Genomic DNA, 11,733 nt, shown 5'->3' with positions numbered 1-11,733 from the left:
AATGACGGGACGACCAAAGGAGCCGTATGACCGACAACGAAACCAGCGCGCTCACGGTGGCCGTCACGGGCTCCACCGGACTGATCGGCGCCAGGCTCGTGGAACGCCTGCGCGCCGCGGGGCACACCGTCCGCAGGCTGGTCCGCCGTCCCGGCCGGGGGCCCGACGAGTTCCAGTGGGATCCCGCCGCGGGCATGATCCCCGGCGAAGCGCTCGCCGGCGCCGACGCCGTCGTCCACCTGGCTGGCGAGTCGATCGACGGCCGTTTCACCGCAGACCACAAGGCAGAGGTCCTGCGCTCACGCCTCGAGTCGACCGGGACGCTCGTTCCCGCGCTCCTGGGCGCCGGGGTGCCGACCCTGGTGCAGGCCTCCGCCATCGGCTACTACGGCCCGCGCCGCGGGGACTCGTGGCTCACCGAGGATCTGCCCCCGGGGGACGGGTTCCTGGCCGATGTCGTCGACCACTGGGAGCGGGCCGCGGCGCCCGCCGTCGAGGGTGGGGCGAGGGTCGTGTTCCTCCGCACTGGGATCGTGCTGAGCCGCCGCGGCGGGGCGCTGGCCGCGCAGCTGCCGCTGTTCCGCCTCGGTCTCGGCGGCCGCCTCACGCACGCCGACGCCTGGCTGAGCTGGATCGCGCTGGAGGATCTGGTGCGCGCCTACGTCCACGCCCTGACCACCCCGACCCTGTCCGGGCCCGTCAACGCCGTCGCCCCGGCTCCAGCCACGCAGCAGGAGTTCGCCCGCACCGTCGGCCGGGTCGCCCGCCGTCCCGCGTGGCTGCCGACGCCGTCATTCGGCCCGAAGCTGCTGCTCGGCGAGGAGGGCTACGAAGAACTCATCGACACCGATCAGCGGGTCAGCGCCGACCGGCTCGTCGAGTCAGGGTTCGCCTTCCACTTCCCCACGCTCGAGTCGGCCCTGCACCACGAGCTCAGAGGAGAACCCCGACGACCATGAGGACGACGGCGAGCACCCCCAGCGAGCCGAGCAGCGGCCACTGCAGGTTCCGCTTCGCCCGCGGCAGGTAGATGATGGCCGCGGTCGCGGCCAGCCCGAACAGCAGGCCGCCGAGGTGGCCCTGCCACGAGATGGAGATGTTGACGAAGGAGAGGACGAGGCCGACGCCGATCCACGTCATCATCCGTCGGAAGTCGCCCTTGTGCTTGAACGCGATGAGCGCGGTCGCGCCGAGCAGGCCGTAGATCGCGCCCGACGCGCCGATGTGCGAGTCGCCGAAGTCGGAGAAGAGCACTGCGAGGGCGGAGCCGCCGAGCAGCGCGACGAAGTAGATCGCCAGGAACCGGGCGCGGCCGAGGATCTGCTCGATGATCGGGCCGAGCATGTACAGCACGAACATGTTCGACGCGATGTGGAAGGCCTGCACGTGGGTGAAGCCTGAGGTGATCGCCTGCCACGGCATGGACGTGATGCCCGCCCACGGCACCCCGGCGCTGGCGCAGTAGGCGGGGTCGGGATGGATGTACTCGCCGCCCGGCAGCACGCAGTAGCCCTCGGGGATCAGCGCGAGATAGCTGAGCAGGGGGCTGGTACTCCCGCCCGTCGCGAGGAGCGCAACCCAGACGAGGACGTTGATGGCGATGAGCACGAACGTGGTGCGCTTCGGGTCGTTGGTCCGCTCGCCGCCGTAGGGAAGCTGGAACTGGCGTGTCTCCCTGGCGCCGCGGGCGACGCACTCGGGGCACTGGAAACCGACAGATCCGGGCACCATGCAGTCGGGACAGATGGGCCGTTCGCACCGTTGGCAGGCGATGCGCGTCTGTCGATCCGGGTGGCGGTAACAGGCGGGGGCGTCATCCATGCGACGAGTCTAGCTAGAGCGTCGCTTCGACTCGGCGAACGCCTCGCGCGCCTCAGGGTCGTCCATGATCAGGTAGACGAGCCCGCAGTCCTGCGGACCGGTGACGCTGGCCTGGCACAGGGTGCAGGGCTCGCCCGGACGGAGCGGGCAGCGCGGGTCGGGGCGTCGACGGGGGCGGGGGCTGGGGGTCGTGGACATGGCGCCCTCCACCCTAGACCGGGCCCGGAGGCCGGTAGGTTTGCCGGCATGGGTCACGGGCATGGGCACGGCAACCACGGCGTCGTGGAGGTCGGCCAGCGCGCCAGAACCATCCTCATCGGCTTCCTGGCCGTCGTCGCAGCCTTCGCCGTCGCCGGCCTGATCTGGCTGTGGCCGAGCGGCGCCGAGCTGGACCAGGCGCTGAACCGGGTGGTCGACGCGCCGGGCGTCACCTACGAGGACGCGACGATCGACGCGGTGACCGAGGGCTGCGCTGAGGACTTCGAGGGGTCGCCCCGCTGCCTCACGCTGGCCATCACCATCACCACCGGCGACGACGCCGACTCAACGCGGACCATCGAGCTGTCCGGGCCGACGGCCCACAACGGGCTCCGCGCCGGCGACTCGATCGAGGTCGCCAGGATCCCCACCGACGAGGGCCCCTACTACTCCTTCAGCGGCGTGAACCGGCTGCCCGTGCTGCTGATCCTCACGCTGCTCTTCGTCGCCGCCGTCCTCGCCGTCGCCCGCCTGCGCGGCCTGATGGCCCTCGTCGGGCTGGGGATCGCGGCCTGGGTGCTGGTCGGGTTCATGCTGCCCGCGATCATCGTCGGCAAGCCGGGGATGGCGGTGGCGCTCGCCGGCTCGACGGTGATCATGTACATCGTCTTGTACGTCGCCCACGGCATCTCCCTGCGGACGTCGGCCGCCCTGGCGGGCACCATGCTGGGGCTCGCCGTCACGACGGCGCTCGGGGCGATCGCCGTCGCCGCGGCCCGGCTCTCAGGCTTCGCCGACGAGAACGAGTACGACCTCGGCACCCTGGCGCCCGCGATCGACTTCCAGGACCTCTTGATGGTGGGCATCATCATCGGCGGCCTCGGCGTGCTGAACGACGTGACGATCACGCAGGCCTCTGCCGTCTGGGAGCTGCGGGCGGCCGCGCCCCAGTGGTCGCGGCTCGAGGTTTTCCGGGCGGGGATGCGGATCGGGCGCGACCACATCGCGTCGACCATCTACACGATCGTCTTCGCCTACGCCGGCGGCGCGCTGGCGGTGCTCCTGCTGCTCTACTTCACGACCAGGGAGCCGCTCGACCTGTTCGGCGTCGAGATGTTCGCCGGCGAGGGGGTGCGGACGCTGGCCTCGGCGATCGGCCTGATCCTGAGCGTGCCGATCACCACCGGCATCGCGGCCCTGACGGTGGGGCCGGCCAAGGTGCTGACCGAGCCGCGCCACATCGAGGACTGACCGGCGGGGTCGTCAGCGGCGCGGGAACGGGATGCCGAGGAAGCCGCGATGGCGGGGCTCGGCGCCCGTGCGTCGGATGCCGCTCAGCCGCGGGTAGCGGGCCCGCACTGCCGTCTCGATCCGGTCGTTCAGGGTGCTGGCAGCCGCGGGGCAGTCCTCGCAGGCGCCCGTGAAGTCGAGGGTGAGCGTGTCGACATCCGCCTCGGAGACGGCGATGTGGCCGCCGTGGGACGCGATGTAGGCCGACAGCTCGCCGTCGAGGACCTCGCGGGCGACGAGCCGCAGAAGGTCGGCGTCGCCGTCGGAGACCTCCCAGCCGTCCAGGGCGAGCGCGGCGGAGATGGCGTCGCGGATGCGGGGCCCGTGATCGGTCCACGTCTTGCCGTCGGCCAGCCACGTCCACACGCCCTGCGGCTCGACCAGGATCCGGGTCAGCACCCCGTACTCCAGCAGCGGGCCGACGGTGCCGGGCGCGGCCAGCACGCGACCGGCGCCGAGGCCGGTCTCGGTTACCCAGCGGATGGCCCGCGGCTCACCGGGGACCGACTCAGGATGGATCGCGCGTTTCATGTGAGGACTCCTACGAGGGTGTGGGCCAGCCAGGCCATGCCCCAGGCGACGACGCCGAGGTAGCCGAACGCGATGGCCGGCCAGCGCCAGGTGCCGGTCTCGCGGCGCATGACGCCGAGCGTCGACATGCACTGCAGGGCGTAGACGAAGAACACGAGCAGCGCCGCGACGGTCGGCGGGGTGAAGACCAGCTCACCCTGTCGGGGGCCGTCCTCGTAGGTCATGGAGGCGAGCGCCGCCGCGGGATCCTCGGGGTCGGAGGCCGCGGCGACCTGCCCCATCGTCGCCACGAACACCTCGCGGGCCGCCAGGGAGGAGATGACCCCGACGTTGACGCGCCAGTCGAAGCCGAGAGGCTCGAAGACCGGCGACACCGCGCGCCCCACCCAGGCCGCGGCCGAGTTGTCGATCGTGTAGGTGGCGACTGCGACCTCGTCGGTCGGGTCGACGCCGGCCGCCTCGAGCGCGTCGGCGCCCTGCACGGGCAGGTTCAGCAGCCCCCACAGCACCACCGTCGTGATGAGGATGATGGAGGTGACCTTCTTCAGGAAGGCGCGGCAGGCGTCCCAGACGGAGATCAGCACGGTCTTCGCGCGCGGCAGCCGGTAGCTGGGCATCTCCATGTAGAACGGCAGCGGCACGCCGGAGTTGCGGCCGACGACGCGCTTGAAGAACCATGCGGCCGCCATCGCTGAGGCCGCGCCGAGCAGGTAGAGGCCGAACAGGATGAGGCCCTGGAACCGGATCGGGCCCCAGCCCGCCTCAGGCGGGACGAGCATCCCGATCAGCAGCACGTAGACGGGCAGCCGGGCGGAGCACGTCATGAGCGGGGCGGCCATCATGGTGGCGAGCCGGTCGCGGGCCGATGGCAGCGTGCGGGTGGCCATGATGCCGGGGATGGCGCAGGCCACCGAGCTGAGCAGGGCGACGAACGCCCGCCCCTCGAGGCCCGCGGTGGCCATGATCCGGTCCATCAGGTAGGCGGCCCGTGACAGGTAGCCGGTGCCCTCGAGCAGAGACACCAACACGAACAACAGGGCGATCTGCGGGAGGAACACGAGCACGCCGCCGACGCCGCCGAGCAGAGCGTCGGCGACGAAGGCCGACAGCCAGCGGATGGGGATCGTGTCGCGGGCGAGGTCACCCAGCAAGGCGAACGCCGTCTCGATCCAGCCCTGCATGGGGGCGGCGACGAGGAAGATCGTCTGGAAGAACGCGAACATCGTCACGAAGAAGATGAGGGTCCCCCACACGGGGTGGAGGAGGACGGCGTCGAGGCGACCGGTGCGGGAGTCAGGGTCGGGGGCCGCGAACTGGGCCGAGGCCAGGACGGACGTCGCCCAGGCGGTGACGTCGGCGGGGTCGGTCGGCGGCGGCACCGGCGGGGCGGGCCAGGCATCGAGACGGGTCAGTCGGTCGCGCAGCGCGTCGACACCGCGCCTGTCGCCGGCGACGACCGGGATGACGGTGACGCCCAGCGCCCGAGACAGCGCCTCGGGATTCACGCGGCCGCCGCGGCGGGTCAGCTCGTCGACGAACGTCAGCACGACGGCGGTGGGCAGCCCGGCCTGCTGCACCTGGGCGATGAGCCCCAGGCCCCGGCGCAGGTTGGTCGCGTCGACGACCACGAGCAGGCCCGCCAGTTCGTGCGCCTGTTCCAGAGCGTGCGCGACGACCTCCTCGTCGGGGCTGATCGGGTCGAGCGAGTAGGTGCCGGGCAGATCCTCGACGACGAACGGGCCAGCCGGCGTGTCGAGGACGCCCTCGTAGCGGGCGACGGTGACGCCCGGGTAGTTGCCGGTCTTGGCGCGCAGCCCCGTGAGGCTGTTGAACAGGGTGGTCTTGCCCGCGTTGGGGCTGCCGACCAGCGCCACGCGGGGCGCGTCGACGACGCTGGTGGCGGGGCCAGGGCCGCCGTGGTGCTGGTGGCTCACGCCGCTACCAGGATCCGTCGGGCCTCTGCGCGACGCAGCACGATCTCGACGCCGCCGACGCGGAACATGAGCGGGTCGCCCAGCGGGGCGCGGCGCAGCCGGACGACGCTCTCGCCGGGCGCGAAGCCGAGATCGAACAGGCGGCGGGCGACCACGTCGTCGGCGTCGAACGCCATGACCGCAGCGGCCTCCCCGACGGCGAGCTCATCGAGCGTCCGGGTGGGCGCTTCCGAGAGCGCCTGGGCGGTCACGCAGCGCCGGGCGGCGAAGGTCTCCACGAGCGACATGCGAATTACGCTAACACCACGGCCCGAAATCCCCGTATCGGGGTGAGGTTAGGCTGTCCTCCATGGCCATCTCCTCGCTCGCAGAAGCCTCCCGGATCCTGATCCTGAGCGGGGCCGGGCTCTCCACCGCCGCCGGAATCCCCGACTTCCGCGGCCCGGAGGGACTCTGGACCCGCGACCCGTACGCCGAGCTCGTCTCGACCCTGTCCTGGTACCTGAACGACGAGGACGTCCGGAAGTCCGCCTGGCGGCGGCGCGCCAACCCGGCCGCCTGGGCCGCCCAGCCGACGAAGGCGCACCGGGCCATCGCCGAACTCGGCCGCCAGGGCCGGGTGCGGGCCATCGTGACGCAGAACACGGACGGGCTGCACCAGCTCGCAGGCTCCGACCCGGCCAGCGTCATCGAGATCCACGGATCGATGCGCACCTGGCGCTGCGAACGCTGCGGCGCCAGCGGCCCGATGGAGGAAATGTTGACGCGCGTCGCGGCTGGCGAGGAGGACCCGCGCTGCCCCACCTGCGGCGGGATCACCCGGGCCACCGTCATCCTGTTCGAGGAGGTGCTCGACCCCGACGTGATGCAGGCCGCCGTCACCGCGGCCGAGGACTGTGACGCGATCGTCGCCGTCGGCACCACGCTCGGCGTCTACCCTGTCGCCGGGCTGTTCCCGCTGGCGATGGAGCACGGGGCGCGGGGCGTCATCGTCAACGCCAGCCGGACGGCATTCGACGACGAGGCCGACGAGGTGATCCGGGGCCAACTCGACGACGTGCTGCCCGGCCTGCTCGGCTAGGGTCGGGAGCGACCACCGTCGCTGCGAAGGAGCAGTCGCATGACCAGGGGCCCGTTCAGCGCCAACACCCACGTCCACGTCCCACCCAATGCGTCGTCCGACGACACCCTCGACAGCCTGCTCGCCCAGGCCCGCACCGAGGGGCTCGAGGTCATCGGCACCTCGAACTTCTTCGACCTCCAGGTGCTGCCGCGGTTCGTCGAGCGCACCAGGGCCGCGGGTCTGTATCCCCTGGCCGGCACGGAGGTCATCACCGTCGACGCCGACCTCGAGGCGCGGGGCTGGACCGTCAACGATCCGCAGAATCCGGGCCGCTACTACCTGCAGGGCCGCGGGCTGAGCGTCGCCCTGGCCGCGGCGGGCGCCTCGCCCATCGGGCAGGGCATCCGGGCTGCCAACGACCGGCGCGCCGAGGAACAGGTGGCGCTGATGAGCAGGCTCGTCGCCGACGCCGGCCTCCCGAACGACGTGACGGCCGCCATGATCGCGGCCGCCCTCGCCGGGCGCAGCGACGTGCCCGCCGCGTGGGTCTCGCTGCAGGAGCGGCACATCGCCAGGGCCTTCGCCGACCTGCTGCTGGGCCTCGCCCCCGGGGACCGCGTCACCGTCCTGGGCCGACTCATCGGCGCAAGCACCGACATCCCCGACGCCGGCGACCTGCAGAACGCCCTGCGCGCCGCGCTCCTCAAGCACGGTCGGCCCGCGTTCGTGGCGGACTCCCCCGTGCCGTTCGCCGACGGCGTCGCCCACGTGCTGGCGCTCGGCGGCATCCCCACCTACTGCGCAGTCGGCGACGGCGCCACCCCCATCTGCGACTACGAGGCGCCCGCCGTCGACCTGGCCCGGCGGATCCGCGATGCCGGCTTCCACGCCGCGGAGCTGATCACGGTGCGCAACACGCGGACCTGCGTCGAGGAGTACGTCGCGGCCTTCCTCGACGCCGGGCTGATCGTGATGGCCGGCAGCGAGCACAACACGCCGAACCGGCTGCCCCTGGCGCTGACCTGCGTCGACGGGCCGATCCCGGAGGCGGCCGCGGCCGCGTTCCAGGAGGGCACGGCGATCGTCGCCGCGCATCAGGCGCTCGTCGCGGCCGGCGAGGCGGGCTTCGTGGACGGCGCCGGCGACCTGGTCGACGGTGGCAGACGCACGGAGCTGGCCGGGCACGGCCGCGACCTGATCGCGGCCGCGCTGGCCTGATGCCTGGGTAGGTTGCGCACGTGAAGGCACCCACGCACCAGGCACCGGCCCGCCCTGCCGACGTCACCGTCGACCTGGTGCTCGCCGCCGTCGACCTGGTCCCCGAGGGGCGGGTCGTCACCTACGGAGACATCGCGGCGCTGGTGGGCACGAGCGCCCGTCGCGTCGGCACGATCATGGCGCAGCGGGGCGGCGAGGTGTCGGGGTGGCGGGTGACGAACGCGCAGGGCGGACTACCGCCCCACCTGCTGGACCTCGCCCGGAAGCGTTGGGAGCTGGAGGGCATCGGCTGGCGCGACGACAGATGCCTGATCCGCCGGCACCGGGCCGACCCGCTCGCTCTGGCGGAGGCCTACGACGACCTCGAGCACTGACAAACGCGACGACGCCTCCCCGGCTGCCCGGGGAGGCGTCGCGTCGTAGCGGTGTGGAACTCAGCTGATCAGGTGGCGCAGCGCCGCCTGGTACAGCTCGACGAAGCGGTACTCACGGGCACCCGCGGCGTCGGCGTCGAACTCCTCCTCCGTCGCGAGGAAGTCCGCGACCGACTCGCCCTCGGCCAGCGTCGGGACCGCCAGCTGCGCGATGAGGTTCTCCTCCATCAGCGCCGCGACAGCCGGGTCCGCGCGGAAGGCGCGGGCCTTGTCGGCGAGCAGCAGGTAGGTCTCCATGTTGGCCTTCGCCGAATCCCAGATGCCCTGCATGCCCTCGGTGCGCGACGGCTTGTAGTCGAAGTGGACCGGGCCGTCGTAGCGGGGGGCGTCCGGCGAGGCCGGGAAGCCGTTGACGAGCAGGTCGACGGTGAAGAAGGCGCTCAGCAGGTCGCCGTGGCCGAACACCAGGTCCTGGTCGTACTTCAGGCCCTTCTGGCCGTTGAGGTCGATGTGGAACAGCTTGCCGGTGAACAGCGCCTGCGCGATGCCGTGCGTGTAGTTCAGGTTGGCCATCTGCTCGTGGCCGACCTCGGGGTTGAGGCCGACGATGTCGCCGTGGTCGAGGTCGGCGATCAGGCCCAGCGCGTGGCCGATCGTCGGCAGGAAGATGTCGCCGCGGGGCTCGTTGGGCTTGGGCTCCAGGCCGATCTTGAGGTCGTAGCCCTGCTGCTTGATGTAGCCGGCGACGGTGTCCAGGCCCTCCTTGTAGCGCGCGAACGCGGCGTACAGGTCCTTGGACGTGTCGTACTCGGCGCCCTCGCGGCCACCCCACATGACGAAGGTGGAGGCGCCCGACTCGGCGGCGATGTCGACGGCGTTGAGGACCTTCTTCAGGCCGAAGCGGCGGACCGAGCGGTCGTTGGAGGTCAGGCCACCGTCCTTGAACACCGGGTGCGAGAACGTGTTGGTGGTGACCATCTCGATGACGAGGCCGGACTTGGCGGCGGCGTCACGCAGCTGCGCGACGCGGGCCTTGGCGACGTCGGCGGGGGCGTCGAAGGGGTAGACGTCGTTGTCGTGGAACGTGATGCCCCAGGCACCCAGCTCGGCGAGCTTGTCCGCGTACTCCCACGGATCGAGCGCCGGGCGGGTGCTCACGCCGAAGGGATCGGTACCGGTCCAGCCCACGGTCCACAGGCCGAAGGAGAACTTGTCCTCGGGGGTTGGCTTGCGCATTGATCACTCCTGGATCTGTTGCCGGCGGACGACTTCGTCCGCGTTTTGTTGTAACCCAATACTAACCTGGTCACCGGTATTGTCAACACCATCAACGACGATGCCCCGCGCAGATCACAGGAGATGACGATGGCCACCCGAGGCGAGACGGGCCTGACGCAAGCGTCGGTGCGGTCCACCAACCTTCAGCTGGTGCTGGGCGCGATCCAGCGGGGCGCGGGAGCCGTGTCCCGGGCCGACATCGCCGCCCAACTCGGCATGACCCGCTCGACGGTGTCACGCCTCGTCGACGACCTGGTGCTCGGACGCCTCGTGGCGGAGGGCACGGCCGTCTCCGGCGCGCGCGGCCGCCCCGCCGTCCCGCTCGCCATCCGTGCGGGCACCGTCGTGAGCCTCGGCCTGGAGATCAACGTCGAGCGGCTCGTCGCCACCGTCGTCGACCTCGCCGGGAACCTGATCGCCAGCGTGCAGCGCACGGTGGAGGTCCGCGACATCGGCACCGCGGAGGCCATGCGTCAGCTCGCCGGGATCGCGGGCGAGGCGCTCGCCGCAGCGCCCACGGACGCCCGCATCGTCGGGGCCGTCCTGGCGCTGCCCGGCCTGGTCGACCGCGACGGCACCACCGTGCTGCGCGCCCCGAACCTGGGCTGGGACGGGCTCCAGCCCGTCGCCGACTGGGACCTGACCACCGACGACGGCCCGCTCCCCCTGCGCATCGCCAACGACATCGACTGCTCCGCCCTCACCGTCCTGCGGGAGCAGCCCGGCGAGTCCTTCCTCTACATCACGGGCGAGGTCGGCATCGGCAGCGCGATCTCCCTGGCCGGGCAGCTGCTGACGGGCCCGCATGGGTGGGCCAGCGAACTGGGCCACGTGTGCGTCGACCCGCACGGCGTCCGCTGCGGCTGCGGCGCCACCGGCTGCCTGGAGACGGTCGTCGGACAGCGGGCCCTCCTCCACCGGGCGGGCCAGCCCGACATGGAGGCCTACCTGGCGGCCCTCGAGGCCGGCGACCAGACGGCGGCGACCGTCCTCGACGAGGTGATCGTCGCGCTCGGCATCGCCGTCGGCGGGGCACTCAACCTGATCGACGTGACGGCGGTCAAGCTCGGCGGTCACCTCGGCCAACTGGAGCCGTGGCTCGCGGCGCGGCTTGCCGACGAGATCCACGACCGGGTGCTGTGGTCGGATCACTCGACGATCGAGATCACGACGGTGGCGGAGGCGCCGCTGCGGGCGGCGATGGGGGCGGGGCTGTCGGCGCTGGCGCGGGTGACGAACGACCCTGCGTCGTGGATCGAGCCGTTGATCGACCGCTGAGCGTCCCCTGGGAAGGCCGCCCGCGGCGAGCGCGCCCAGTAACTCGTTTCGGGGCGCCGGGCCCCTAGGCTGGGGCGCGGGGCCGGGCGGTGCGCCCGCCCGGCGTGTCACCGTCCGAGGAGAGCCATGAGTTTCCAGCACAACGTCGCGTTGGTCGCACACGACAACAAGAAGAAGGAACTGCTCGACTGGGCCGCGTTCAATCGCGGCACGCTCGCCGGCCACAAGCTGTTCGCCACCGGCACCACCGGCACCATGCTCGCCTACGAGCTGGGGCTGCCCGTCACGCGGCTGCTGTCCGGCCCCGTCGGCGGCGACCAGCAGATCGGCGCCATGATCGCCGAGGGCCGCATCGACACCCTCATCTTCTTCTGGGACCCGCTCGAGGCGCAGCCACACGACCCCGACGTCAAGGCCCTCCTGCGCATCGGCGCCGTCTGGAACATCCCCATGGCGTGCAACGCCGCCAGCGCCGACCTCCTCATCTCGTCCCCGCTCATGAGCGAGCCCTGGGCCAACCGTCCCGACATCGCCCCCCGCACCTGGGACGCGGACGGGATCTCCGGCTAGAACGCGCAGACCTGGCCCGGAACCCGGAAGGGTGGCCACCCCCGCTGCTAGCCTCCATCGTGTGAGTGAGCGGTACTTCGTGGGGCCTCGGGCCTCGACGACGACGGGCTGCGGCTCGCGCTCGCGCCGGCGCTCACTCCCGACGGCGTCGACGACCGCCCCGCCTTCTTCCGCGGCA

General features: G+C 71.9%; 13 protein-coding genes. 7 read left to right on the top strand and 6 right to left on the bottom strand.

Annotated elements, in window-relative coordinates; all coding sequences use genetic code 11:
* The first annotated feature begins 26 nt into the window (after nucleotides 1-26).
* Nucleotides 27-959 carry a TIGR01777 family oxidoreductase gene (locus H9L22_RS15185; RefSeq protein WP_187720642.1) on the top strand — a complete coding sequence of 311 codons (933 nt, stop codon included), beginning with the start codon at nucleotides 27-29 and terminating at the stop codon, nucleotides 957-959.
* On the opposite strand, the gene H9L22_RS15180 is transcribed toward H9L22_RS15185, so the two are convergent.
* Nucleotides 934-1,821, bottom strand: coding sequence for a rhomboid family intramembrane serine protease (locus H9L22_RS15180; protein ID WP_226965902.1), 888 nt, complete (start codon nucleotides 1,819-1,821; stop codon nucleotides 934-936). The genes H9L22_RS15185 and H9L22_RS15180 overlap by 26 nt on opposite strands.
* Nucleotides 1,822-1,830: 9 nt before the next feature.
* The gene (locus H9L22_RS15175) at nucleotides 1,831-2,019 is read right to left on the bottom strand and encodes a DUF6767 domain-containing protein (RefSeq protein ID WP_187720641.1); all 189 of its coding nucleotides are present in this window, start codon (nucleotides 2,017-2,019) and stop codon (nucleotides 1,831-1,833) included.
* Between the two features lie 48 nt (nucleotides 2,020-2,067).
* Between H9L22_RS15175 and H9L22_RS15170 the strand changes: the two genes are divergently transcribed.
* The gene (locus H9L22_RS15170; RefSeq protein WP_187720640.1) at nucleotides 2,068-3,270 is read left to right on the top strand and encodes a YibE/F family protein; all 1,203 of its coding nucleotides are present in this window, start codon (nucleotides 2,068-2,070) and stop codon (nucleotides 3,268-3,270) included.
* A 12-nt stretch (nucleotides 3,271-3,282) separates the two neighbouring features.
* Here the strand turns inward: H9L22_RS15170 and H9L22_RS15165 are convergent, their stop codons facing one another.
* Genes H9L22_RS15165 through H9L22_RS15155 form a run of 3 tightly spaced genes read right to left on the bottom strand, consistent with a single transcriptional unit; the run spans nucleotide 3,283 to nucleotide 6,061 of the window.
* On the bottom strand, nucleotides 3,283-3,840 hold the full coding sequence (locus tag H9L22_RS15165; protein WP_187720639.1) for a NifU family protein: 558 nt from the start codon (nucleotides 3,838-3,840) through the stop codon (nucleotides 3,283-3,285).
* On the bottom strand, nucleotides 3,837-5,714 hold the full coding sequence (feoB, locus tag H9L22_RS15160; RefSeq protein WP_226966339.1) for a ferrous iron transporter B: 1,878 nt from the start codon (nucleotides 5,712-5,714) through the stop codon (nucleotides 3,837-3,839). Before feoB ends, H9L22_RS15165 begins: the two co-directional genes overlap by 4 nt.
* A 56-nt stretch (nucleotides 5,715-5,770) precedes the next feature.
* Nucleotides 5,771-6,061: a FeoA family protein gene (locus H9L22_RS15155; RefSeq protein ID WP_187720637.1), complete on the bottom strand. Its 291-nt coding sequence runs from the start codon at nucleotides 6,059-6,061 to the stop codon at nucleotides 5,771-5,773.
* Nucleotides 6,062-6,123: 62 nt separating this feature from the next.
* On the opposite strand from H9L22_RS15155, the gene H9L22_RS15150 reads away from it, so the two are divergent.
* The 3 genes from H9L22_RS15150 to H9L22_RS15140 are packed head-to-tail and all read left to right on the top strand — an operon-like array spanning nucleotide 6,124 to nucleotide 8,429.
* Nucleotides 6,124-6,855: an SIR2 family NAD-dependent protein deacylase gene (locus tag H9L22_RS15150; protein ID WP_187720636.1), complete on the top strand. Its 732-nt coding sequence runs from the start codon at nucleotides 6,124-6,126 to the stop codon at nucleotides 6,853-6,855.
* Nucleotides 6,856-6,894: 39 nt separating this feature from the next.
* Complete coding sequence (locus H9L22_RS15145; RefSeq protein WP_187720635.1) at nucleotides 6,895-8,055, top strand: hypothetical protein; 1,161 nt, start codon at nucleotides 6,895-6,897, stop codon at nucleotides 8,053-8,055.
* Nucleotides 8,056-8,075: 20 nt separating this feature from the next.
* Entirely contained in the window at nucleotides 8,076-8,429 is a 354-nt protein-coding gene (locus H9L22_RS15140; protein ID WP_187720634.1) for an MGMT family protein, read from the top strand.
* Nucleotides 8,430-8,489: 60 nt separating this feature from the next.
* Here the strand turns inward: H9L22_RS15140 and xylA are convergent, their stop codons facing one another.
* Nucleotides 8,490-9,665: a xylose isomerase gene (gene xylA / locus H9L22_RS15135; protein WP_187720633.1), complete on the bottom strand. Its 1,176-nt coding sequence runs from the start codon at nucleotides 9,663-9,665 to the stop codon at nucleotides 8,490-8,492.
* Nucleotides 9,666-9,794: 129 nt separating this feature from the next.
* On the opposite strand from xylA, the gene H9L22_RS15130 reads away from it, so the two are divergent.
* Nucleotides 9,795-10,985 (top strand): ROK family transcriptional regulator, encoded by a 1,191-nt coding sequence (locus H9L22_RS15130; RefSeq protein ID WP_187720632.1) that lies wholly within the window; start codon nucleotides 9,795-9,797, stop codon nucleotides 10,983-10,985.
* 126 nt (nucleotides 10,986-11,111) lie between these two features.
* Complete coding sequence (locus tag H9L22_RS15125) at nucleotides 11,112-11,555, top strand: methylglyoxal synthase (RefSeq protein WP_187720631.1); 444 nt, start codon at nucleotides 11,112-11,114, stop codon at nucleotides 11,553-11,555.
* Nucleotides 11,556-11,733 lie beyond the last annotated feature (178 nt).

The organism is Tessaracoccus defluvii (genome assembly GCF_014489575.1).
GTDB lineage: Bacteria > Actinomycetota > Actinomycetes > Propionibacteriales > Propionibacteriaceae > Arachnia > Arachnia defluvii.
The sequence above is the reverse complement of the archived record's forward strand: the minus strand, read 5'-3'. Positions and strand labels throughout refer to the sequence as shown.